Consider the following 22,599-nt stretch of genomic DNA (forward strand, 5'->3'; position numbering starts at 1 on the left):
TCCACCGCAATTTTTCCGCTATGAGCAATCGTAGTGTTATCACAATCAAGCCTGATGAGCATGGCGATACTCCATACATTCGCCACACACGTATCACGGTGTATGACGTTTTGGGCTGGCTTGCCGATGGACAATCCATCGCTGAAATTGTCAATAAATTCCCAGAACTGACAGAAACCGATATCAGGGCTTGCCTGGAATTTGCAGCCGATCGCAGTCATTACGGTTCATCTATTTCTAGACCTGAAGCCTCTAGAACTGAAACCCTCTCTTCGCCAATTCTTCACTCCATCAGCCCCGCCTATTCCGAAACCTCGATCAACGCTCAGCAGCATGTCGATGATCCAGTTTCGTCCCAAGAAATCGATCAAACTCCGCCTGCCCCGCAGCCCAGCGCCTTGCTTAAACCCTTTGTCTGGATGGAGAAGCGGATTTGGGAGCCGCTACTTTCCTGGGGAGAAAATCAGGCCTTAATCAGCCTGCTGGGGTTATTGGGTAACCTTGGTCTCATCATTGCCGTCGTCAGTTACATCGGCTTAGAAAAACAGCGGCGCGACGATCAGGTTTATGCAGCTTGGCAGACCATCACCAACGCCCAGGGACAAAGCGGGAACGGAGGACGCATCCTGGCTCTAGAGTTTCTGAATGCTTCGCCAGGGGCAAACTGGCGTTTGCATTTTCCCTGGATTTGCATCTCTGAAGATTGGCTCTGTTCCAAGTGGGAACCGGAAAGCTTGGACGGGGTGGACTTGGCAAAGGCCTACCTAGCCGGAATTCAGCTACCCAAAGCCAGCTTGGTTGAAGCGAATTTGGAAGGCGCAGTTCTATGGGGAGCCAACTTGCAGGGGGCAAATTTGGAAGAAGCGAATTTGAGAGGGGCAAAGTTGGGCGCAGCCAATCTACAGGGGACAAGACTGGATGAAACCAACTTTCAAGGAGCCTTTTATTCTGACGAAAAAACGTCCAGGAGTTTGTGTGTAGATATTACCTATCCGCCCATTTATCCCTGCCCGACTCAATTTCCAGAAGGCTTTGATCCAGAATCCGCCGGAATGAAACCGCTTCCCTAGCAGTCTATTCATAAACAGTCTATTCCAGAAGTGTTGAATTGAGACATAAAACTTTACATTCAACCCTACGAAGCTCCTACGAGTGTCTCTGGCAGCAGATCGTAGCTCCAATGGACAATCGAACAACGACGACTCAATTCAAGTTGCAAATAGCGCAACTTATCTAGTAATTGATGACCATAAAACTCTGGAATTTCTATCAATTGCAGAATCAGATAGGCAATCAACACCATGTAGATTTGAATGGTGACTCCATTGACACTCTTAGAGATTAGTTTATCTAGCTTCAAGTGCATCTTTAGAAACTTCCACAGCACTTCTATCTGCCACCGATGGCGATAGACTTCACTAATCTCTTCATTCGTCATCAGTTCTACATTGGTCGCCAGCCGAAACTCCGTTTGGCTCTCTAAGTCACAAAACCAAACCACTCGATATCGCTCATGCTCAAACTCGGTCTTCATCGTGTTCTTAAGGCGGACAACAAAGCGAGTCTGATCCTGGCTTAATTGGTCAAGGAAATCCCAACTGGCAAAGCCTCTATCCATGACGCCGATGGCATCTTCAGGAATCATTCCTGTCACTCTGTCAGCAAATTTTGCGTCATGTCCTTGACCAAAATGAATCAGGCATTCACTGGGATTACCTTGCGTTAAGTTGACTCCATTAAGCAATTTGACTTGATGATAGCCTTGCATCCAGAACAACTTGCTTGTCAATGTGATGACCGTTGAATCAATGGAAAACAGCATCTGTGCTGTCGCTGGATTTTTTTGTTTTAGCTGTCTTATGAGCTCAGCGTAGATGCGACAAAAGTGTTCATCCTGTCGAGTCTTGCAGGCTTTAGAAAAGGTGGAAATATCAACCTTGATTCCTGCTTTGTTGAGACGATAAAACAGGCTTCTCATGCTCGTTAAACCCTGGTCTAAAACGAAGGTCAACCAGATTTCAAAGAATAAGCGAGAGTTCAAAACAGGATAGTTATGTGGGCACAACTGCTTGAGTATCGGTTTGACAAGCGCAGGAAATGACACTAGCATCTTAAACATTGTTTTTGTTTGCTGGGGGCTAGAATACAATATTCTGCCCCTATTTTTTGTATGTTGAGCTATCTTTCAACACTTCTGAGTCTATTCATAAACAGCTTATTCATAAACATTCATAAGTATGTGATTGCTTTATTGCCGAATATGGATTGCCAAAGAGAGCTAATCCGAGGGGCTAAAGCGATTTGGTCTGGACTGGTTGTTATCAGTCATGGTTTGATTTTCAAAATCTTTGTGATTTCCTGGATGACGAAGCTCGAAAACGCTTGTGATTATAGAAGTGCGAATAGTGTGACTATAGAAGTGTGACTATAAAAGATAGTGGTGCTTCATTGAGAACTGGCATCACCTGTTGGCTTCACGCTTGAAAAACAGAGGTCACGATCCGAATCAAGACGCTAAAGGAGCAAACATGAATTCGTTGGGTATTTTGAAAATGGCTCAAGGGGTCGTGGAGCGATTGGGCGATCGCGCGAAGGTTTACATCGGCGCGGGGCTGGTGGGTCTTGCAGTGTTGGCGATGCTGCTGTTTTCGCTGTTCCGTCCAGCCCAGATCATGACGACTGAAAGCGTGCGAAACCTGATCTTTAGCGGTGTGGAAAATGCCAGCGAGTTTGTGGCCGCCACGACGGACAGCTATGCTACGGTCAAGGTGGAAGAAGTCGCCAAAAAGTTGGGCATTCCTATTGGAAAAACCAGCCTGATCTATGAAGGCGTGGGCACGGTGCAGGCAGGCTTTAACCTGAAAGACTTGGTGGTTTCAGATCTCGACTTCAAGAATCGCGTCATCAAAGCCGAATTGCCCGCTCCTCAGATTTTGAACATCAATCTCGACATTGCGCGGAGTTCAAAAATCGACGACTACCGCTCGTGGTTTGGCCCCGCGGCGACCGCCGATCTATACGAAGAAGCGCAGCACGAAGCACTCGCCATCATTCGCGAAAAAGCGTGCAGCGGCAACCTGTTCAAAGCCGCCAATAGCAGCGCCAAAGAGCAGATCAGGACGATTCTGAATAAAGCTGGATTTAATACCGTGACGGTTGAAGTGGAGTCTGGAAACTGCGCCGCCTAGCGTTGCAGCCGCCTTAGCTTGAATCAATCGTGAATAAACCGGCATGAATAAACCGGGCAGGCTGGATGGGGCGATCGCCCTCTCCAGCTTGTTTATTTCTCCCCTATGCCGCTTGCTTTTTCTCGCTCACCTGTGGCACAAGGGCAGTAGACCGTTCGTTATCGTTCCAACATCGCGTCGCCACCCAACCCCCAACATGCTGTATTGGCTTATCTGGCTCGGCTTTATTGCCTACGCCGCCTTCCTCGCGCCGCCCGATCGCCCCGAAACGCTTAGCCTGATTCAGAACCTCTCAACGGGCCAGTGGGATGGCATCAATCCCCTGATTATTGCGCTGTTTAATCTAATGGGCATCTGGCCGCTGATCTATAGCGCGGTGCTGTATGCCGACGGGCGCGGGCAGCGGGTGCGGGCGTTTCCCTTTGCGGCGGGTAGCTTTGCCGTAGGTGCGTTTGCCCTGTTGCCCTATCTGGCACTGCGAAAGCCGAATCCCACTTTTATCGGCGAAACGTCCTGGCTGATTCGCATCTTGGATTCCGTCTGGACGGGGCGCGTGCTGCTATTGGGGGCGATCGCCCTGCTGGTCTACGGCTTCACCCAGGGCAACTGGGCTGATTTTGTGCAGCAGTGGCAAACCAGCAAGTTTATTCACGTCATGAGCCTGGATTTTGTTGCCCTGTCGGCGCTGTTTCCGGTGCTGCTGCGCGATGATCTGGCACGGCGGGGTCTGGGAAGCCGCTGGTTCTGGGCGATCGCGCTGGTTCCCCTGCTGGGGCCGCTGGTCTACCTATCCATCCGCCCGCCCCTTGCCCGTGCCACCGAATTTGCCACCTCAGAAATTGCCCCAGAAACCGCCCCAGAAACCGCCCCGGAAGTCTCCCTAGAGGGATAGCTGCAACAATGGGCGATCGCAGCTTAATATCCCTGCGGAATGAAGTTTGCTGACATGTGATCTCGTAACATTCAACATATCAAGCAAGTTTGCAAAACTAACAGGGGATATCGAGCGATCGCCCTGTGCAGTGTTTTTGATTTTCTAAGAGCTAATTTATGAAGCAAATCTTAAGAAGCCTGAAACTCTTGGCATGTGTGGCTTTGAGGTCATGTTTGCCCAGGAAAAGCGGTTTCTCGGAAATCCTTGATTAACAAGGCTTTCAGGCTCCTTTACAAATTAGCTCTAAAGCGGGTTATGCGTTGTACCGAAATATTGGGTCAACGCACTGCTTTCCGTGAAATTAAACGCTTCTACGGACCGAGTAGGTTCGTCGGCTGTTGAGATCAATTTGTTCTTTAATTTGTTCTTTAAACTGTGGGAGAAAGATCATGGCTAATCTATTGACTTGGCTGTTGTTGGGCTTTATCGCGGGCGCGTTGGCAAAGCTAATTTATCCAGGACGGCAGGGCGGCGGCATCTTTGCCACAACGCTACTGGGTATTTTGGGTGCAATGGTGGGCGGATGGCTGGGCACGGTGCTGTTGGGAGGAGCCGTTACAGGGCTGAATCTGACCAGCATTATCCTGGCAGTGATTGGGGCAATGCTGCTGATCTTCCTGTGGGGTGTATTTACTCGCGCTGCCTAACTCATTTGAAACAGCAAGGGGAACCTCGAAAATTGATATGATTCCTGCAATTCACTTCTGTCTCATCTGAGACTGTGATCGGGTCAAATTCAATCCATCGAGGTTCCCAAAGATTCATTCAAAGTTGAATAGGCAGGAACCCCTATTTACCCAAAGGGTATGACTATCTGCGCGATCGCACGACTGGGAACATCATGCCGCCGCTGGAACAGATAGCGAAGCGCAACCGAAAGATTTACGACTTTGGCGTTTGGTCTTCCATCAGCTTTTCCCAGGCAGCTTTGGCCGCCTCCGAAAGGCGATCGCCCAGTTCGTTGACCTCGCTCACCAGCGCATTCCAGTTTTTCTCCGCTTCCTTTTGAATCGAGTCGATCGACTGCTCCAATTCATCAGGCTTGAAAAGCTGGTTTTTCTCAACGGCCTCGCGGGCCTGGCGCACCACCTTGAGATAGGTTTCGCGGGTAAACTCCCCTGCGGAACGGGCTTCCTGTTGGGCGCGGTGCGTAATGGCATCAATCAGCGCCTTGGTTTCTCGCTGAATTTCATCCAGCCCTTCCAAGGCAGAGCCGTGGTCGCCCGTAGCGGGTCGCGCTTCCAGGACGATTGGCTCTTGGTCAGACCCGTTCGGTGAATTTGGATCAAAGCTCATCGCGTTGCCTCCTAAAAACCTAAAACTATAGCGGGAGAGTCGGATTGCGGCAGGCTCAAATGACAGTCTCAGGAAATGACAGCCTCAGGAAATGACAGTCTTAGGAAATGACAGCCTCAGCGAAACGTTAGAGTCCAGACGACTTCAGCGTTGCCGAGTCTCCTGCCGCCAAAAGCTCTTGCTCGACCCGCAGCAGATTTTCGATGCGGGCTTCGGTGGTTGGATGGGTCGAAAAGAGGCTGGAGAGAAATTGTTGAGGAATGGCGTTCATAATCAGCAGTGGCTCGAACGCAGGATTGGTCCGCAGCGGCATTTGTCGGGCGCTTGCCTCCAGCTTTTGCAGCGCGCTCACCAAGGCACGGGGATTGCCCGTCATCCGGGCAGAGCCAGCGTCGGCTTCAAACTCGCGGGTGCGAGAAATCGCCATCTGAATTACGCTGGCGGCCAGCGGCGCTAGAAGAACGGTGAACAGCAGGCCCAGGGGATTGCCGCCGCCCTCACGCTCGTCGCGACTGCCCATGCCGCCAAACATCAAGCTGTACTGCATCATCTGCGCCAGCCAGGAGATTGCCCCAGCAACCGTTGCAGCTACAGCTTGGGTCAGCGTGTCGCGGTTGCGGACATGGCTGAGTTCGTGGGCAATGACGGCTTCTAGCTCCGGCTCTGTGAGCATTTGCACGATGCCCTGCGTAACGGCGATCGCCGCATGTTCTGGGTCGCGCCCGGTGGCAAAGGCGTTGGCTCCTGGAGAGGGAATGACAAAGATCCGAGGCATCGGCAGGTCTGCCCGCTCACACAACCGCCGCACCATTGCATATAGCCCCGGTGCTTCGGCTTCAGTAATCGGTTGGGCCTGATAGGCAGCCAGCGCAATCTTATCCGACGAATACCAGGACATCAGGTTTGTAAAGGCGGCGATCGCTAGTCCAATCAGCGCCCCGCTGGAACCACCCAGCATCCAGCCAATGCCAACCAGCAGCCCACTCAACAGGCTCAACAGCGCCAGGGTTTTTACTTGGTTCATATCCGGCTCCTATCGCAACTCACCCGCTATTTTGCACTCAAATTGTACGAGTCGGGGATCGCCAATCGTGAGGAAAAAACCGTTAAAGTTGGGGCGGTTTTCCGTATTGGGCAGTGTTAGGACTTACGCAGTTGGACAATTTCTCGCGGGCGCAGTCCGCGAGAAATTGTCCAAACCCCAAAGAGATGATCGCAAGTGCGTAAGTCGTGAGTGGTTAGATTTGGAGGAAAAAGGATCACGATTCTGGAGCGGAGTGCCACTGGCGGTAGGGATGCTTCACTAGCGCCGCGTTGAAATAGCGCGGGTCGTGGGAGACTTCTTCGCCAATCCAGTCGGGAAGTTGCACCGTCTGGTCGGGGCTAGAGAGTTCCACTTCGGCAACAATTAGCCCGTCGTTGTCGCCCCAAAACTCGTCCACTTCCCAAATCAGCCCTTCGTAGGGAATTTTGTAGCGAGTTTTCTCGATCAGCGGGCGATCGCACAGGGTATTCAGCAATTCTTCCGCATCCGCCAGGGGAATTTCATACTCAAACTCGCTGCGCGATACTCCTTCCGTCGCGCCCTTAATCGTCAAAAAGCCCCGCGTTCCTGCAATCCGCACCCGCACCGTCCGCCCTGCCCCCGACAGCAGATAGCCCTGGCGATAGGTTGTGCCTTCCGCCAGCCCACGCCAGCGATCGCCCACCACGAGAAATTTTCGCTCGATTTCCTGCGCCATATCGATTTTGGGTTTGAGATTACTAATTTTGGAGCCAGGGTTCGGTCTCGCGTCCAGCGACTTCATGGGCAGCAGTGATCCCGGAACCACCAGGTAGTCTACGTTGAAACCCAGAACGCAGACTCGGAAGCAGCCCACGAAATGCCTGCACAGGTTCTATCACAACCAAAGATTGGCCTTGGGTTGTTCAGATTACGCTGGGGACGCAAACTTGATAGGGTTATAAAGGAGGATCGGTCGCTAGAGGTTTGCTGGAAAGAACTTGGAAACCATCCAAACCCCGCGATTGAACCTTGAACCCGAACTCCTGAATCCTGATTAAAGTCCAACGTCTACGCACCCTATGTGAGGGGTGGAACGCTTATGCAGTCTGTTCGCAACGTGGTGAATGTGGTGATTATGTTCATGCTGTTGGCGTTTATTGCCAGTAGCCTGTTTCGGCTGGGTATATTCTTTTTGGGGGATGGCTTGTCTGCGTCTTAGAGGATGTTTGAAAAGTCCTACTGTTTGTAGCAAAGCGTGCAAGATCCCCCTGAGAGCTAATTTATGAAGCAAATCTTAAGAAGCCTGAAACTCTTGGCATGTGTGGCTTTGAGGTCATGCTTGCCCAGGAAAAGCGGTTTCTCGGAAATCCTTGATTAACAAGGCTTTCAGGCTCCTTTACAAATTAGCTCTGAATCCCCCTTAAAAAGGGTGACTTTAAGGCGGTTTTCCCCCCTTTTTAAGGGGGGCTTAAGGGGGGGATCTCTGAGTGCTTAACATTACAGGCAATACCTTTTCAAACACCCTCTTAGCTTGTCTGCGTCTTCAATTAAATCTATGCCTTAATCTATTGGCGGCAAGCCAATTCCCTCAAACCTCCCTGGCAAGGAACCCTTGAGGAAAAAGGAACCTTTGAGCCAGGTTTTCCTGCTTCCACACGCACTGTTTTAACCCTCCAACCCCCTTAACCTCTCATGGCCGACATCCTCTCTCCTGCAATCAGTGAGCGCATTTGCAAGCACATGAACGAAGACCACGCCGACGCGGTGTTGCTCTATGCCAAGGTCTACGGCGGGGCAGTGGCGGCCACGGCGGCGAAAATGGTGTCGATTGACCCGGAGGGCATGACGCTAGAAGCGGAACAAGCCGGGACAGCAACCCCCGTGCGCGTCACCTTTGACCATCCGCTGCAAGACTCGGAAGACGCGCATCAAACGCTGATTGCAATGGTGCGCCAAGCGCGATCGCAGACACCCGGAGAATGAGGGGGCACTGCGCCTGCTAGCCCCGCACCTTAACGCTGACTTTGCCAGCCGGGGGGCGGCGGGCCAGGCGAACGGTGTTGGGCATGACACCGACCATCAGCGCGAAGGATTCGTCAGGAATGCGAGCAATAGTAGGCGCGTCGAAGTAGGTTTCAAACTGGTTCAAAATCTTTTTGGCCCGCTGAATCGCCTCGGAGGTGTCGGTGAACTGCTGCGTCAGGCGAATCCACTGTCGCCGAATTAGGTACGCTTCTTGGCGCTCTTCGTGGGTTTCTGGAGCCACCAGCGACAAGTTGCCCACCGGGATCACCTTCTTGCAGTCTGCATCAAACACGCCGCCGACCGCTGCACCAGGCCCAGCGAACTCAGCATGGAACTGTTTGTAGAGAACGAGTCCGTTGCGCCTGCGCTTATTGACCGCAAGCACGCGCCCTTCTTGGATGTAGCGCAAAAGCTCGTCTGGATTTGTGCAGTCAATAATTTGCACGGAGGTGTTTGCAGCGGATTCGTTAGGGGATCGCTCAGCCGAGGCCAAGCCAGAGGACGATTGGAGACTCTCTTTAGAAGAATAGTCTGAACCTGTGGGATTTGTGCGATCGCCCTTCGCAATAGGCTGAGAAATCTCCGCATGATCCAGCAACCCATTCTGCTGAGTTGTCAGGCGAGGGGATGAATGGTGTAAATCGCGATCGCTGATAGCAGCAGACTCTTGACGAGCAGAATCTTGACGGTTCCCTTTAGCGGTATCTAGCATGTTCCCACGAAGCTCTGAGGACAGACGGCAGTCCGTATCTAGAGTTAATTCTAAGGGCAGCAAATCCAGAACGCATCGGAACCCACAATGGCTTTATAAAGCCCCAGTAAAAGTTGGATGCGACAATTTAAACCTCTCGTAAAGTTGCGTTAGCGCTGTCCAGCCAACTCTCCTGAAAAGTCCTCATAATCCTCAATCGCGCCGGATTGGCCGGGCGATCGCAGATCAGCCAACAAACTTCAAAGATGTCAAGAAGAGTAGATTGTTCCACCGTTGCGATCGGCACCTCTCCGCTGGCATAGAACTGAAGGTAGAACCGATGGTAGAACTGATGCGATGCATTTACTCAATACATTCTATAAGTGCTATCCCTGTAGCTGTGACCTATCCCTGTGGCTGTGACAGGCGTTTTTGCAAGAAAAGCTGCTGGGGTTGCCCCACTGCCCAAGTGAACGGATTCCACTCAGATTTACTAACGTGATAGCCTGCCTTTTCATACAGCAGTCGGGCTGCCGTATTGTTTTCCAGCGTGTGCAAATAGAGTGCTGCAAAGCCCCACTCGACCGCAATGCGATCGCACGCTTGCAGCAGTTGCAGCGCAATGCCCCGCCGCCGATAGCCCGACCGCACCGCTAGGTTGGAAATATAGAGATAGCGATCGCCCACCACATTCCAAAATGCAGGACGATGCAGATTCATCTCCAGCGTGCCCACTACACGCTCGGTCAGGGTGTTGTCGCTGCCGTGTTGTTCAACGGCGACCAGGCAGGTATAGTGTGGCGTTTTGCGATGCAGCCGGCCGCGCAAATCGTCCAAAATACCCGCTCGAAACAGCGGATAGGCCCAGCCCAGCAGCCCGTCTGGATTGTGAAAGCTGCTCGCTAGCACCTCGGCTAGATCGGGCAGGTCGCGCGATCGCGCTGTTCGGATTAAGATCGTTCCAGGTTCATCTACTTGGGATATCCCACACGGCTTATCCATCCACCCAGCCAGCAACGCCGATAAAAACACGTCTCGACCCACGGCCACGCCCGTAATCACTGCATCTCCCCATTCTAGACCGAGCGAAAACCGAGAACGAGCGAAAACGAGTCGCATCTACCCTGCCTTGTCTCATCTACCTTGTCCCATCTGCCTTGTATCAGTATTCCCCCACTATTGCGCGTCTGGCATTTACAGTTACATCTATTGCTAGATTGGGAACGCTAAGAGTCAGGTAAGTCCGTGGTGCATTTGGTGTTCACAGTTTGGCAGCACGTTGAATTCTATGCGGCACATTATTTCTAGCCGTCCCTTGAGAGCGATGAACTCCCGGCAGGAGCGCGATGCATGGCGGCGATAAATCCCAACAAGCCCAAAATTCTGGTCGTCGATGACGAACCCGATAATCTAGACCTGCTCTATCGCACCTTTCACCGCGAGTACAAAGTGCTGCGGGCAGAGAGCGGGCCAGAAGCGCTCAACATTCTGGCCAGCGAAGGTGGCGTGGCGGTGATCATTTCCGACCAGCGGATGCCGTCTATGAGCGGTACAGAATTCCTGAGCCTGACCGCAACCCAGTACCCAGACATTATCCGGATTATCCTCACGGGCTATACCGATGTGGAGGATTTGGTCGAAGCCATCAACTCCGGCAAAGTCTTCAAGTACGTTACCAAGCCCTGGGACGATGAGGAACTGAAGGGCGTGGTGCGACAAGCCGTAGACACGCACAATGTCCTGAAAGCTCGCACTCAGGAATTGCAGCGATCGCTCCGTCAGGAATCTTTGCTGAATGCCGTCACCAACACCATTCGCGGCGCGTTGAACTATCGGCAGATCCTGCAAACCATTGTGGAAACCGTCGGCCACATGTTTGAGGTGGACTGCTGCCTGCTGCGGCCGGTTCACGATAACCGCCTGGGGAGCGAGGTGTTTGTCTATCGCTCTCGCAGCGTCACCGAAGCCGAGGAACACACCGACCTGGCCCACCGACTGGATGATGTCAGCAGCCTCGCCCACACCGTCTGGGAAACGCGAGACGTGCAGATAATCTACGATGCCCGCGCCGAAGCGGAACTGCTGGCCACCTGCCCTACCGAAGCCGGACAGCAGGCCTATCGCGCTGCTAACATTGCCTCTAGCCTGGTGGTGCCGCTGATCTGTCAGCAAGAACTGATGGCAGTGCTGGCGCTGCATCAGTGCGAAATGCCGCGCACCTGGCAAGACGACGAGGTGCAACTGGTGGTGATGGTGTCGGATCAGGCAGCCCTGGCGCTGTCGCAGGCCAAGGCCTATGAACAGGTGCGATCGCTCGCTCGGCGAGAAGCGCTGGTGAACACAATCACCACTGCCATCCGCTCTAGCCTCGATCCCCAGGATATTTTCTCTGCTATTACCCAAAAGCTGGGTCAGGCGATTCATGTAGACGGCTGCGCCCTGTCGCTGTGGACGGAGGGCAACGAGTTTGTGCAATGTGTTGGGCTGCACGAGCTGACCCACGACGGCAAAGAGGTGTCCTCTGGGCTACCGCTAGATGAATGGGGGCGGAGTGACCCCAGTTCACGCCACCAGTTGCCGCTGTCGTTGGTTCCCATTTCGGGCAATCCCGTGCTGCAACGGCTGCTGTCTACCCAGGCTCCGGTGGTGATCAACGATCTCAGCCAGCATCCAGAGCTAAATGTCCCTGACCTGCCGCTGCGATCGCCCGCCCGTGCCCTGCTGGTTGTGCCGCTGCTCAGCGATGGCCAGATTATCGGCAGTATTTCACTGCGCCAGATGCACCAGCCCCGCCAGTGGTCGGCGGATGAGATTGAACTGGCCCAGGCCGTGGCAGCGCAGGCGGCGATCGCCGTGCAGCAGTCTCGCCTTTATCAAAAAACGCGCCAGCAAGCAGAACAGCTTTTGGAACTCGATCGCCAGAAAACCGAGTTTTTCCAAAACGTATCCCACGAATTTCGCACCCCGCTGACCCTCACCATCGGCCCGCTAGAGTCGGCCGTGTCCCAGCAGCAGGGCCTCAGCTTCGAGCAGTCGCAAATTGCCCTGCGAAACTCGCGCCGTCTGCTGCGACTGGTGAACCAACTGCTCGATCTCCAGCGGCTCGATGCGGGACGAATGCAGCCTAGCTTCCGCCCCTGCGACCTGCGCGACTTTGCCAGCCAAATCATCGACAGCTTCCGCCCCTATTGTGAAAAGAAGCAGATTCATCTGATTACCCACCTAGAGCCGTGTCCCCCGGTGTACCTGGATGTCGAAAAGTTCGACAAGGTGCTGTACAACCTGCTGTCGAACGCCATGAAGTTCACGCCGTCGGGCGGCACAATTACCGTCACCGTGGCTCCAGCAGGGGATCATTGCCAGATTCGGGTGCAGGATACGGGCATCGGCATCCGTGCTGACCAGATTCCGCATCTGTTTGAGCGATTCCGTCAGGCCGACGGTTCTGCTAGCCGCAGCTACGAGGGCAGCGGTTTGGGACTGGCACTGGTGAAGGAACTGGTCGAAATGCACGGCGGCCAGGTAACGGTGGAATCGGTCTATGGCGAGGGTACGTCCTTTATCGTGTGGTTGCAAACCGGACTGACCCATCTGCCGTCCGACCAGGTGATCGAGATTCCCGCTGAGTTGGAGCATAGCCGCTCTACGGTGGAACTGGCGGATATTGAGGGCGATCTAGCGCTTGCCCAGGATACAGAGCAGCGACCCGTGGCGATCGCCCCTTCCCCCAACGCTCCCCCGACCCAGATTACGGGCGCACCGGCCCTAGAGTCGCTGCCCCTTGCCCAAGCTGCTGCCACTTCACAAAGCACGGTCTTGGTGGTAGATGACAACGCCGACATGCGCGGCTATGTGTCCAGCGTCTTGCAGCAGGCGGGCTATCAGGTGATTACTGCCCGCAACGGAGCCGAAGGCTTTATGACGGCCCAGGTGCATCGTCCGCAGCTCATCCTGACCGACCTGATGATGCCGCTGGTGTCGGGGCTGGAGTTAATCCAGATGGTGCGCCAGGACGACGACCTGAGGGGCACGCCCATCGTGCTGGTCACTGCTAAGGCCGACGAAGAAACCCGCATTGAAGGAGCCGAAAAGGGAGCCGACGGCTATCTTTCTAAGCCGTTTAACGCACGGGAACTGGTGGCCGAGGTGCGGAACTTGCTGGCGCTGAAAGAGAGCGAACGGCGCGTGGCGGAGCTAAATACCTATCTGACGGAATCGGTGCTGAAGCGATTTTTGCCGCCGTCGCTGGTGGAAAAAGCGGCACGGGGCAACCTGGCGCTGGATTTGCGACCGGAACCGCGCATGATTACGGTTCTGTTTAGCGACATTATCGGGTTTACGCAGCTTTCCAACACGCTGCGATCGCGCCGGGTGGCCGAACTGCTGAACGAGTATCTGACCGAAATGACCCACGCCATTTTTGAGCATGGTGGCACGGTTGATAAGTTCATGGGCGATGCGATTTTGGCGATCTTTGGTGCGCCAGAGGAAATTAGCCCCAACGAGCAGGTGAAGCGGGCGATCGCCGCTGCCCAGCAGATGTATCGCACCCTCGACAAGCTCAACGAGCGCTGGCAGGCTCAGGGCATCAGCCGCGTCCAGTTTCGCTGCGGCATCCACCAGGGAACGGCCGTCGTCGGCATGTTCGGCGGCTCCGAACGCACCGACTACACCGCTATCGGCCCCAGCGTTAACATTGCTGCCCGCATCCAGGAAGCCGCCGAACCCGATACGATTCTGGTGTCTGCTGCCGTGGCCGATTACCTGGATCAGCACACGATTACCAAGTTCAGCCCGCTGGAACTCAAGGGCGTAGATGAGACTGTGCTGACCTTCGCCATTCGCATCGATCACCTAGACGAGGCGATTGCCAAGACACAAGGATAAGATAATCCAAGTTGTCCAGCCAAAATCGCTTATCCAAAATCACCCAGCTAAACTCTAAAATCGCCCCAGGCCTTGCCGGATTTCTCGTCCCAAGCTTGCGCCTGTGATCAGGTTTCGAGACAATATCCTAGATATTCTAGAAAGATTCAAAGGAAGAAGTCGGCTTGACCTAATCCTGACGCAATTTTTGAGACCCATTATCACATCTCATCACATGCAGATTCGGGTTCAGCCGTTTACCGTCCACAAGCGAGTCCCGCTCACCATTAGCCGGGGAACGACGGCCGAAAGCACGAACCTGTGGCTAATTTTGGAACACGACGGGATTGAAGGCTGGGGCGAAGCGTCGCCGTTTGCCGCTGGGCGATCGCCCCAGACGACCAGCACGATCGCCGCCGCCCTGGAAGCCGCCGCACCACACCTGGCAGACTATACGCCCTACGACCAGCAGGCGATCGCCGCTCGTCTGGGGGAGCTGCACCTGCCCTCGGCGGCCCGGACTGCGCTGGATCTGGCGCTGCACGACTGGCTCGGCAAACGAGCGGGGCTGCCGCTGTGGAAGTTGTGGGGATTGGAGCGCGATCGCATCGTGCCCACCTCCATCACCATTGGCATCAACACACCGGAGTCCGCCCAGCAGCGACTCCGGGGCTGGCTGGAGCTAACCCAGGTTCACGCGGTGAAAATCAAGCTGGGCAGTCCGGCGGGGCTGGAAGCCGACCGCGCCATGTTTTCGGCGGTGCTGCAAGACGTGCCGACGGGCGCAAAGGTGAGCGTGGATGCCAACGGCGGCTGGGATTTGCCAGGGGCGATCGCCATGAGTCACTGGCTGGCAGAGCGCGGGGTCACCTATCTAGAACAGCCGCTCGCACCGGGACAGGAAGCCGATTTGCCAAAGCTCTACCGCGAGTCGCCGCTGCCGCTGTTTGCCGATGAAAGCTGCTTTGACCGCGCGGATATTCCCAAGCTGGGCGATCGCGTCCACGGCATTAATATCAAGCTCATGAAAGCGGGCGGGCTGAGTGAAGCGCTGGCAATGGTACATACGGCCCAAGCTCACGGCTTGCAGTTGATGTTTGGCTGCTATTCTGACAGCACGCTGGCCAACACCGCCGCCGCCCACCTCACGCCCTTTGCGACCCACGTCGATCTGGATAGCCACCTGAACCTGCTGGATGACCCGTTTCTCGGTGCGGAGATGCAGGAAGGACGGCTGATACCGGGCGATCGCCCTGGATTAGGAGTCTACTGCTAGGGATGCACTTCGATGATGCCGCCGCCCAAGACGCGATCGCCCCTGGTCGCGTCCTGCCCGTCGCCGTCATACCACACGGCCGCTTGCCCTGGGGTAATGCCAAACTGCGGTTCGTCGAAGGTGATTTTCAGGCGAGTCGCGTCGTCGTTGAGTGGGACGAGCGTGGCGGGAACGGGCGTGGCGCGATAGCGGGGCTGCACAAAGGCGCGAATCGGGCCGCTGGGCGTGGCGATCGACACCCAGTTCACCCGCTGCACGGTGCATTCTGGCTGGTGAACACTGGCGCGATCGCCCACAATCACCTGATTCCGCCCCACGTCAATGCCCACGACATACAGCGGTTCCGCCGCCGCAACCCCGATACCCCGGCGTTGACCGATGGTGTAGTGGTGAATGCCGTCGTGCTGACCCAACACGCGACCCGACTGATCGACAATATCGCCCGGTTTAGGAGCCAGATATTTGTCCAAAAAATCACGCATAGAGCCGTGTGCTTCAATCAGGCACAAGTCCTGGCTTTCGGGTTTTTCGGCGGTGTGCAGGTTAAACTCGGCGGCCACCCGGCGCGTTTCGGTCTTGGTCTGGTCGCCCAGGGGAAAGTGGACGTGGGCCAGCACGTCTTGCGGCAGGTCGTAGAGAAAGTAGGACTGGTCTTTGCTCAGGTCTGCGGCGCGGCGTAGCTCATAGCGCCCAGTTTCGGGGTTGTGGCTGATGCGGGCATAGTGCCCTGTGGCGATCGCGTCGATGCCCAGTTCCTCTTTTGCATAGCGCAGCATCGGGCCAAACTTCACCGCCCGGTTGCACTGCGAACAGGGCAGCGGCGTAATGCCCGCGCCATAGCCTTCCACCAGATAGTCCACAATATTTTCCTGGAAGAGATCCCGGCTATCGACAATGTGATGCGGGATTTCCAGTTCCTCACACAGCCGAGCCGCGTCCACCATGCCCTCCGAGCAGCACTGACCTTTGCCCTTCATCAGCCACAGCGTCACGCCCACCACCTCATAGCCCTGGTGGTGCAAAATGGCAGCAGCGGTGGAACTGTCTACGCCGCCGGAGAGGCCGACAACAATTTTGGTCATGCTTGGATATGCGGGTGAGAAGGGCGTAAAAAATATCGGGCTTGACAGCTTTTCTTGACAGCTTTTAAATTCTAGTCCAAAACGCTGGGTGGCTGGTTTGGGGTGAGGCGCGTGCTGGGGGCGCATGGTGGAGGCGTATAGTGAGGGCGATCGCCCCGTCCTTCAAACCGCAAGCGATAATGGAAAGCGTGCCAACTTTCTGCCCTCTGCCGCCCTGATGCCATCCATTCACTCCGACTCTTCCACGCTGCCCGCCGATCTGTCATCGGCTGAAGCTGCCGAATCCACTGCTGCACCTGCGGCCGACTCGCTCCAAGCACCGCTGCTGGGCCAGTCGCTCGACCAGTTGACCGCGTGGGTGCAGCAGCAGGGACAGCCCGCCTATCGCGGCAAGCAGCTTTATCAATGGCTCTATCAGCGGGGAGCGCGATCGCTCTCGGAGGTGACCGTGTTTCCTAAGGCGTGGCGGGCCGAGGTGGCAGATTATCCCATCGGGCGATCGCACGTCCACTATCGCGCCACGGCTCCAGACGGCACGGTGAAGTTTCTCCTGCGCCTGGGCGATGGGCACATCATCGAAACCGTCGGGATGCCGACCTATGCCAGCCCGCTTGATCCCCCTAAATTCCCGCGCTTACACGCCGCTCCGCTAGAAACAAAGGGGACTTCCGAGCCTCAACACCTCAGTTCCCCGACTCCCCTCTCGCGGCTGACGGTCTGCGTCTCCTCCCAGGTGGGCTGTCCCATGGCCTGCGACTTTTGCGCCACGGGCAAGGGCGGCTTTTTGCGAAACCTGGAAGCGCATGAAATTATCGACCAGGTGCTGACGGTGCAGGAAGACTTTGGGCAGCGGGTCAGCAATATCGTGTTTATGGGCATGGGTGAGCCGCTGCTGAATACGGACAATGTGCTGGCGGCCGTGCGATCGCTCAATACCGACGTGGGCATTGGTCAGCGCACGATGACGATTTCCACCGTGGGCATTCCCGGCCACATCCGCCGCCTGGCCCAGCACAAGCTCCAGGTGACGCTGGCCGTCAGCCTGCACGCCTCCAACCAGCCCACCCGCGAAGCCCTCATCCCCAGCGCCAAGCATTATCCTCTGGAAGCATTGCTCGACGAGTGCCGCGAATACGTCCAGCACACTGGGCGGCGCGTCACGTTTGAATACATCCTGCTGGCAGGGCTGAACGACGAACCCGAACACGCCGAAGATCTGGCGCACCACCTGCGCGGCTTCCAGAGCCACGTCAATCTAATTCCCTACAACCCCATCAACGAAGTCGATTATCAGCGCCCCGACGAGCGGCGGATTAAAGCATTCGTGCGATCGCTCCAGGATCATCACATCGCCGTCAGCGTCCGCTATTCTCGCGGGCTAGAGGCGGATGCGGCCTGTGGGCAGTTGCGGGCCAGGAGGGGGTAGGGGAAGAGGAAAGAGAGAAGAACGAAGAGGGAAGAGGTTTCGTTTTTCGTTCTTCGTTTTTCGTTCTTCGTTTTTCCGTTTTTCCCTCAACCTCCCCACACCTTGCTCAACACCGTCTTCGGGTCAATATCAGCCATGTTGCCTGTGGGGGATTTGATGCCTGCGAAGCGATCGCTCTTGGGCAGCAGCTTTTCGGGATCGGTGGGGCCAAACAGGGCGAGGGTGAAGACCTTCAGCGCCACGGCCAGGTGCATGGGGGCGCTGTCGGTGCAGAGCATCAGGTTTGCCCCGGCAATCATGGCGGCCAGTTTGCCAATGTCCGGCGGCGAGGTGATTTTGATACCGGGGGCTGCCTGAGCCAACGTCGCCACAAACGCCTCATCCTCTGGGCCCTTCACCACTACGATCGGCAGGTTGGGCTGCTTGGTCTGAAAGTCTTGAATAATCGCCTGCCAGCTTTCGACGGGATAAATCTTGTCGATGCCCTTAACCTTGGCAAGCTGGCTAGAGCCGCCGTGGATCAGCACATAGCCGCCGCTGCCCAGTCCCAGCCGGGCCCGCTCGGCCTCGGCCCAGTCCAGATCTTTTTTGGGAATGCTGATGGACGGATCGGGGCAGGGCGTGTCGATGCCTAGCCCCTTCAGCAGGTCGTGGTACATCGCAGCCGCATACTGGTCGGTGTTAAGCGGCACTGCATCGGTGAGAAACAGACCGCTCGAACCGCTCTGATAGCCGATGCGCTTGGGCGTACCCGTCAGCCACAGCAGCAGCCCCACGCCCCAGCGCTGCCCCAAGGAAAGGGCTACATCGTAGTAGCGATCGCGCAATACGCCCAGCAGGTTTGCCCAATCCGCCGGGCTATTGTTGTCTTTGAAGTCAAAGGACAGCACATCGCTGACTGACTTGCTGACCCGATAGGCACTTGTTGCCCTGGGTTCCACCACCACATCAATATCCGCATTGGGATAGGCTTGCTTCAGGTCATCCAGGGTGGGGAAGAACAGGATCTGGTCGCCAATTCCCCCCGGAACAAGGGCCACAACTCTCATACCACTTGGTTACTCATACATCTCCCCCAAAAGCTTACAGCAAGACGGCAAGGGGCGATCGTATCCAGAGCATCGGAGTCGCACCAGAGTTTGAGCAAACCCAGACACGCGCCGCGTCTTATAGAATGGAGCGGGATTTGCACGCGCACCCGCCTCGATCACCGTAGTTCTTCATGTCGCATATGTCGCATTAGTTCTCCTAATGCTGTGGCGCTTGATGTAGCGTTCCGAATGAAACTACCAGAAGCCCCCAGAAGCTCGACTCGGCAATCCAAAATCACACAAAATCGCAAATCCAAAATTGCAAATCCAAAATTTATGATTGACCTCTACTATTGGCCAACCCCCAACGGACACAAAATCACCATCTTTTTGGAAGAAGCGGCGCTGGACTATCGCATTGTGCCCGTCAATATCGGCGCAGGGGATCAGTTCAAGCCTGATTTTTTGAAAATTGCGCCCAATAATCGGATGCCTGCCATTATCGACCCAACTCCGTCCGATGGCGGCGAGCCGATTTCGGTGTTTGAATCGGGGGCGATTTTGCTGTACCTGGCGGAAAAGACGGGGTTATTTCTGCCGAACACCCTGCGAGGGCGCAAGACCGTCACCGAATGGCTGTTTTGGCAGATGGGCGGGCTGGGGCCGATGGCGGGGCAAAACCATCACTTTTCGCAGTATGCGCCAGAAAAAATTCCCTATGCGATCGCCCGCTACGTCAACGAAACCAATCGGCTCTACGGCGTACTCGATCGACAACTCCGGGGGCGTGAATATATTGCTGGGGACTATTCCATCGCCGATATGGCGTGCTATCCCTGGATCGTGCCCTACGAGCGGCAGCAGCAAAACCTGGAGGACTTTCCCCACCTGAAGCGCTGGTTTGAAACCATGCGCGATCGCCCTGCCGTCATCCGCGCCTACGAACGGGGGCAGCCCTTCAGCAACACGCCCACCATCAACGACGAAAGCCGCAAAATCCTCTTTGGGCAAACCGCCGCCTCGATCTCGCAACCTGGAGAGTAGACAGCTTCACTCGTTTCTCCGAACTCCATCCCGCCTCACCTCTCCAGCCAACTGGAGGGTTTATCATGGGCATAAGAGTTTGGCGGAATTGAGTATGCTCACGCGCGAAAAAACAATGCGAATTGGTGAAGTTGCCAGAGTCAGTGGCCTGCCAATTAAGACGATTCGCTACTACAACGAGTTGGGCTTGCTGAAAATCTCTGGCAGAACCGAAGGCGGCTATCGGCTCTTTGACCCAGACGTGTTGGGTCGGCTTCGCTTCATCAAACACGCCCAGAGCCTTGGGCTGAGCCTGATGGAAATCAAGGAATTCCTGGCGGTCTATGACCAGGGAAACTTACCTTGTGACCATATTCGCGAAAAGCTGGAAGATAAGTTACTTGAAATCGAGCAGCAGATTCAACAGCTTCAAATTCTCAAGCAAGAACTGGGCGGGCTGCTGTCTGGCTGGCAGGCAGCGCCAACTGCTTCGGCGGAAACCATTTGTCCAATTATTCAGCGGAGTTAAGGGGAGTTGGGGATGATAGTCTGATGTCCTTCGTTCGCGGAGATAAACGGGAAAGCCATCAAGGTCTAAAGCAGGGCTGAAGCAAGTGTCTGAACCGTCAAAAGTCGAGGACTGGTGGGGGCGATTGATCGGGCAATTGACGGGGGCGATCGCATCCCTTACAATCAACCATCAAGCTGTGATGATGCCAAGTCAGCGCGGCTTGACTTTCCCCCCGAAACTTTGGTCGTTTAGTCATTTACGGCGTTGGTAGATGTTCCTAGCATCTACCAACACCTGACCCCTGGACAGGTATAGTCTGTCTCAGGGCTGCGTCCATTTTAGGCCGCCCTGTCATCAGCGCTTCACGTCTATGGGCGGCCAACTTTTCGGGGTTTCCTACCCCTCGTTTCCTGGAGGAAACCCCAAATGCTACACATTCAATATGTCTGGTCGTCCCCATTGTCGGAGGCGACCCAGTTTTCGCTGCCGCCGCTGACCTGCGAGCTGCCGCACCGTCGCCGTCTGCGCCACTACCTCGTCGGCCTGCCCGAAGATGCCCAGATGGCGATCGATCGCCTGCACCTGCTCCACTACGCCGAGCGCTTCGAGTGGACTCGCGCCCTGCAAGTCCCCCAAAACGGCATCGTCATCAACTCCCGCCCCGGCGAGGTGCTGCGATACTTGCATCGCGATGTGTGAAGTGATGCTGCGGCGAATGAGTAACTGCTGACTGAAAGCGTGGGCGATATTGCTCTGCAAGACTTTGCCCACGCTTTCTTATGCGCTTAAAGATCAAGGAGAACGATATTGCTCCGCAAGGCTTCGCCAACGCTCAACTGCATTCCATGAGTTTTCCTTATCTAAAGATTTACTGAAGTTGTCTGCCTAATTCCCGGAATCAGGGGTATTATGCAGATTATAGCGTTTTTCATTCTGGCGAGGCATAGTAACAGCAATGGGAGAACCAATTCTGTAGGTCATTCAATGACACTTGGGAGAAGGACTCCTCAATGGCTTTGTCTAGATCAAGATAGCTCCGTGCCCCAAGGGAGCGCAGAATACTCTTAATCTTTGAAAAGCAATTCTCGATGGGTGAAAAGTCCGGCGAGTACGGCGGTAGAAACATCAGTTTAGCACCTGCATCCTCAATCAACCTCCTAACTTCTTCACCAAGATGAATCGAGCAGTTATCCATGATGACACATGCCCCTTTCCACAACTTAGGAACGAGTCTCTGGGAAATGAAGGCTTCAAAGGTAAGTCCATCGACTGAACCGATGAGATTGGAATAGGTAATTACCTTTTTAAGGCTAATTGCACCAAGAATCGAGACCCGTTTCCCTCGTTTGCTGGGACGCTTACCATGGGCTCGTTTTCCTTTCGGGGCACGTGCCCGGAGTCGAGTCAAAGCCAGGTTCACTCCTGATTCGTCAATAAAGATTAAGTCTTGAGCCAGGAATCCTCGAACCAGTTGCCAAAATTTGACTCGTTCGATTTGCACCCGTTCAGTTTCCTTTTTGTCGGGATACAGCGTTTTTTTTAAGGGTTAAGTTCAGTTTCTCTAACATACGAAACATCGTCGAAACGCCAATCCGAACACCGACCCTTTGTTCCAGCAAGTCACACAACTCTGCCAATGTCACGTCATGATTTGATTCAGCAATCGTTTTTAGGATCTCTAGTTGCTCATTACTTAATTTGGTTGGCGTTTGCTCAGTGCGGCGTTTGGGGGCAATCTCACCTGTTTCCCGATATTGTTTGATCAGCTTTCGCACGAAACTGTAAGCAACTCGAAATTGTTGAGCGATTTGACGTTGCGACGTATTCCCTTCAATGTAGACATCAATAATTTTTTGTCTAAGATCTAGTGAGTAGGGTCGCATTTGAGTTAAGGGTAAAGTAAATTCACTGAATAGATTATATCAAAATACGCCTCACTAGGCTAGAAATTGCTATAGCGTCAGCCTAACTCCCCAAATTGGGATCTTAGACAGATCTGAATCAGCCTAATCCCCCGATTTGGGGAGTTAGGCTGACAAATTTCAGCCTAATTGCCCTTCTGGAGGTAGATAGGCAGACACGATCAGTCTAATTACTAGTTAGACTACCAGTCTGTTCTACGGTTCTAGCCGAATACAAAACCTGTAATTTTTGTTTATTCAAAGGGAAATCTATAGCCCAAGCCATATAATGTTTACTGATTCCTTTCCTAATTCTTTCCGGATCAAAGAATTGGTCTTATTG

The 22,599-nt window shown here is 54.6% G+C and carries 20 protein-coding genes and 1 pseudogene; 12 read left to right on the forward strand and 9 right to left on the reverse strand.

Annotated elements, in window-relative coordinates; translation table 11 throughout:
* Window positions 1-20: 20 nt before the first annotated feature.
* Together HPC62_RS24230 and HPC62_RS24235 are read left to right on the forward strand one after the other, a co-directional pair.
* Window positions 21-221: pseudogene (locus HPC62_RS24230) on the forward strand (DUF433 domain-containing protein); the annotation flags it as partial.
* A gap of 198 nt (window positions 222-419) precedes the next feature.
* Entirely contained in the window at window positions 420-1,070 is a 651-nt protein-coding gene (locus HPC62_RS24235; RefSeq protein ID WP_172359050.1) for a pentapeptide repeat-containing protein, read from the forward strand.
* 65 nt (window positions 1,071-1,135) lie between these two features.
* Here HPC62_RS24235 and HPC62_RS19050 read toward each other — a convergent pair whose 3' ends face one another.
* Window positions 1,136-2,110 carry a transposase gene (locus tag HPC62_RS19050; protein ID WP_172358810.1) on the reverse strand — a complete coding sequence of 325 codons (975 nt, stop codon included), beginning with the start codon at window positions 2,108-2,110 and terminating at the stop codon, window positions 1,136-1,138.
* A 418-nt stretch (window positions 2,111-2,528) separates the two neighbouring features.
* On the opposite strand from HPC62_RS19050, the gene HPC62_RS19055 reads away from it, so the two are divergent.
* The 3 genes from HPC62_RS19055 to HPC62_RS19065 all read left to right on the forward strand — a co-directional run bounded on the left by HPC62_RS19055 (window position 2,529) and on the right by HPC62_RS19065 (window position 4,769).
* Complete coding sequence (locus HPC62_RS19055; protein ID WP_172358082.1) at window positions 2,529-3,188, forward strand: DUF4230 domain-containing protein; 660 nt, start codon at window positions 2,529-2,531, stop codon at window positions 3,186-3,188.
* 196 nt (window positions 3,189-3,384) lie between these two features.
* Entirely contained in the window at window positions 3,385-4,080 is a 696-nt protein-coding gene (locus tag HPC62_RS19060; protein WP_205371447.1) for a DUF2834 domain-containing protein, read from the forward strand.
* A 431-nt stretch (window positions 4,081-4,511) separates the two neighbouring features.
* Complete coding sequence (locus HPC62_RS19065; protein WP_172358083.1) at window positions 4,512-4,769, forward strand: GlsB/YeaQ/YmgE family stress response membrane protein; 258 nt, start codon at window positions 4,512-4,514, stop codon at window positions 4,767-4,769.
* Between the two features lie 235 nt (window positions 4,770-5,004).
* Here HPC62_RS19065 and HPC62_RS19070 read toward each other — a convergent pair whose 3' ends face one another.
* The 3 genes from HPC62_RS19070 to HPC62_RS19080 form a co-directional block, all read right to left on the reverse strand.
* Window positions 5,005-5,418, reverse strand: a complete 414-nt coding sequence (locus HPC62_RS19070) for a hypothetical protein (protein WP_172358084.1) — start codon at window positions 5,416-5,418, stop codon at window positions 5,005-5,007.
* A gap of 127 nt (window positions 5,419-5,545) precedes the next feature.
* Window positions 5,546-6,442 carry a M48 family metalloprotease gene (locus HPC62_RS19075; RefSeq protein WP_172358085.1) on the reverse strand — a complete coding sequence of 299 codons (897 nt, stop codon included), beginning with the start codon at window positions 6,440-6,442 and terminating at the stop codon, window positions 5,546-5,548.
* Window positions 6,443-6,677: 235 nt separating this feature from the next.
* Complete coding sequence (locus HPC62_RS19080) at window positions 6,678-7,160, reverse strand: CYTH domain-containing protein (protein ID WP_172358086.1); 483 nt, start codon at window positions 7,158-7,160, stop codon at window positions 6,678-6,680.
* Between the two features lie 956 nt (window positions 7,161-8,116).
* On the opposite strand from HPC62_RS19080, the gene HPC62_RS19085 reads away from it, so the two are divergent.
* Window positions 8,117-8,407, forward strand: a complete 291-nt coding sequence (locus tag HPC62_RS19085; protein WP_172358087.1) for a DUF2470 domain-containing protein — start codon at window positions 8,117-8,119, stop codon at window positions 8,405-8,407.
* 16 nt (window positions 8,408-8,423) lie between these two features.
* Here the strand turns inward: HPC62_RS19085 and HPC62_RS23775 are convergent, their stop codons facing one another.
* On the reverse strand, window positions 8,424-9,161 hold the full coding sequence (locus HPC62_RS23775) for a hypothetical protein (protein ID WP_228721656.1): 738 nt from the start codon (window positions 9,159-9,161) through the stop codon (window positions 8,424-8,426).
* 384 nt (window positions 9,162-9,545) lie between these two features.
* Window positions 9,546-10,259, reverse strand: a complete 714-nt coding sequence (locus tag HPC62_RS19095) for a GNAT family N-acetyltransferase (protein WP_172358088.1) — start codon at window positions 10,257-10,259, stop codon at window positions 9,546-9,548.
* Window positions 10,260-10,490: 231 nt separating this feature from the next.
* Here HPC62_RS19095 and HPC62_RS19100 point away from each other — a divergent pair, with 231 nt between their 5' ends.
* Entirely contained in the window at window positions 10,491-14,027 is a 3,537-nt protein-coding gene (locus tag HPC62_RS19100; protein ID WP_172358089.1) for a response regulator, read from the forward strand.
* 214 nt (window positions 14,028-14,241) lie between these two features.
* Window positions 14,242-15,282, forward strand: coding sequence for a dipeptide epimerase (locus HPC62_RS19105; RefSeq protein WP_172358090.1), 1,041 nt, complete (start codon window positions 14,242-14,244; stop codon window positions 15,280-15,282).
* On the opposite strand, the gene mnmA is transcribed toward HPC62_RS19105, so the two are convergent.
* Complete coding sequence (mnmA, locus tag HPC62_RS19110; RefSeq protein WP_172358091.1) at window positions 15,279-16,364, reverse strand: tRNA 2-thiouridine(34) synthase MnmA; 1,086 nt, start codon at window positions 16,362-16,364, stop codon at window positions 15,279-15,281. The two genes, HPC62_RS19105 and mnmA, sit on opposite strands and share 4 nt — an antisense overlap.
* A 124-nt stretch (window positions 16,365-16,488) precedes the next feature.
* On the opposite strand from mnmA, the gene rlmN reads away from it, so the two are divergent.
* On the forward strand, window positions 16,489-17,790 hold the full coding sequence (gene rlmN / locus HPC62_RS19115; RefSeq protein ID WP_216655288.1) for a 23S rRNA (adenine(2503)-C(2))-methyltransferase RlmN: 1,302 nt from the start codon (window positions 16,489-16,491) through the stop codon (window positions 17,788-17,790).
* Between the two features lie 86 nt (window positions 17,791-17,876).
* Here rlmN and HPC62_RS19120 read toward each other — a convergent pair whose 3' ends face one another.
* Window positions 17,877-18,839, reverse strand: a complete 963-nt coding sequence (locus tag HPC62_RS19120) for a glycosyltransferase family 9 protein (RefSeq protein ID WP_172358092.1) — start codon at window positions 18,837-18,839, stop codon at window positions 17,877-17,879.
* Window positions 18,840-19,157: 318 nt separating this feature from the next.
* On the opposite strand from HPC62_RS19120, the gene HPC62_RS19125 reads away from it, so the two are divergent.
* From HPC62_RS19125 to HPC62_RS19135, 3 genes are all read left to right on the forward strand, one after another.
* Window positions 19,158-19,865 carry a glutathione binding-like protein gene (locus HPC62_RS19125; protein ID WP_172358093.1) on the forward strand — a complete coding sequence of 236 codons (708 nt, stop codon included), beginning with the start codon at window positions 19,158-19,160 and terminating at the stop codon, window positions 19,863-19,865.
* A 94-nt stretch (window positions 19,866-19,959) separates the two neighbouring features.
* On the forward strand, window positions 19,960-20,373 hold the full coding sequence (locus HPC62_RS19130) for a heavy metal-responsive transcriptional regulator (protein WP_172358094.1): 414 nt from the start codon (window positions 19,960-19,962) through the stop codon (window positions 20,371-20,373).
* Between the two features lie 408 nt (window positions 20,374-20,781).
* A complete protein-coding gene (locus tag HPC62_RS19135; RefSeq protein ID WP_225906662.1) occupies window positions 20,782-21,054 on the forward strand; it encodes a hypothetical protein in 273 nt (90 codons plus the stop codon).
* 229 nt (window positions 21,055-21,283) lie between these two features.
* Here HPC62_RS19135 and HPC62_RS19140 read toward each other — a convergent pair.
* Window positions 21,284-22,238, reverse strand: a protein-coding gene (locus HPC62_RS19140) for an IS630 family transposase (RefSeq protein ID WP_216655289.1) whose coding sequence is annotated in 2 segments (ribosomal slippage) — window positions 21,284-21,896 and window positions 21,895-22,238 — 957 coding nt in all. Because the reading frame shifts where the segments join, the coding sequence is not laid out codon by codon here.
* Between the last annotated feature and the right edge of the window lie 361 nt (window positions 22,239-22,599).

It is taken from the genome of Thermoleptolyngbya sichuanensis A183, from assembly GCF_013177315.1.
Taxonomy (GTDB): domain Bacteria; phylum Cyanobacteriota; class Cyanobacteriia; order Elainellales; family Elainellaceae; genus Thermoleptolyngbya; species Thermoleptolyngbya sichuanensis.

Bases quoted from the DNA above. Each gene is read 5' to 3' on its own strand.
- HPC62_RS24235 (WP_172359050.1), top strand. From the start codon at position 420: ATGGAGAAGCGGATTTGGGAGCCGCTACTTTCCTGGGGAGAAAATCAG.
- HPC62_RS19050 (WP_172358810.1), bottom strand. From the start codon at position 2,110: ATGCTAGTGTCATTTCCTGCGCTTGTCAAACCGATACTCAAGCAGTTG.
- HPC62_RS19055 (WP_172358082.1), top strand. From the start codon at position 2,529: ATGAATTCGTTGGGTATTTTGAAAATGGCTCAAGGGGTCGTGGAGCGA.
- HPC62_RS19060 (WP_205371447.1), top strand. From the start codon at position 3,385: ATGCTGTATTGGCTTATCTGGCTCGGCTTTATTGCCTACGCCGCCTTC.
- HPC62_RS19065 (WP_172358083.1), top strand. From the start codon at position 4,512: ATGGCTAATCTATTGACTTGGCTGTTGTTGGGCTTTATCGCGGGCGCG.
- HPC62_RS19070 (WP_172358084.1), bottom strand. From the start codon at position 5,418: ATGAGCTTTGATCCAAATTCACCGAACGGGTCTGACCAAGAGCCAATC.
- HPC62_RS19075 (WP_172358085.1), bottom strand. From the start codon at position 6,442: ATGAACCAAGTAAAAACCCTGGCGCTGTTGAGCCTGTTGAGTGGGCTG.
- HPC62_RS19080 (WP_172358086.1), bottom strand. From the start codon at position 7,160: ATGGCGCAGGAAATCGAGCGAAAATTTCTCGTGGTGGGCGATCGCTGG.
- HPC62_RS19085 (WP_172358087.1), top strand. From the start codon at position 8,117: ATGGCCGACATCCTCTCTCCTGCAATCAGTGAGCGCATTTGCAAGCAC.
- HPC62_RS23775 (WP_228721656.1), bottom strand. From the start codon at position 9,161: ATGCTAGATACCGCTAAAGGGAACCGTCAAGATTCTGCTCGTCAAGAG.
- HPC62_RS19095 (WP_172358088.1), bottom strand. From the start codon at position 10,259: ATGCGACTCGTTTTCGCTCGTTCTCGGTTTTCGCTCGGTCTAGAATGG.
- HPC62_RS19100 (WP_172358089.1), top strand. From the start codon at position 10,491: ATGGCGGCGATAAATCCCAACAAGCCCAAAATTCTGGTCGTCGATGAC.
- HPC62_RS19105 (WP_172358090.1), top strand. From the start codon at position 14,242: ATGCAGATTCGGGTTCAGCCGTTTACCGTCCACAAGCGAGTCCCGCTC.
- mnmA (WP_172358091.1), bottom strand. From the start codon at position 16,364: ATGACCAAAATTGTTGTCGGCCTCTCCGGCGGCGTAGACAGTTCCACC.
- rlmN (WP_216655288.1), top strand. From the start codon at position 16,489: ATGGTGGAGGCGTATAGTGAGGGCGATCGCCCCGTCCTTCAAACCGCA.
- HPC62_RS19120 (WP_172358092.1), bottom strand. From the start codon at position 18,839: ATGAGAGTTGTGGCCCTTGTTCCGGGGGGAATTGGCGACCAGATCCTG.
- HPC62_RS19125 (WP_172358093.1), top strand. From the start codon at position 19,158: ATGATTGACCTCTACTATTGGCCAACCCCCAACGGACACAAAATCACC.
- HPC62_RS19130 (WP_172358094.1), top strand. From the start codon at position 19,960: ATGCTCACGCGCGAAAAAACAATGCGAATTGGTGAAGTTGCCAGAGTC.
- HPC62_RS19135 (WP_225906662.1), top strand. From the start codon at position 20,782: ATGCTACACATTCAATATGTCTGGTCGTCCCCATTGTCGGAGGCGACC.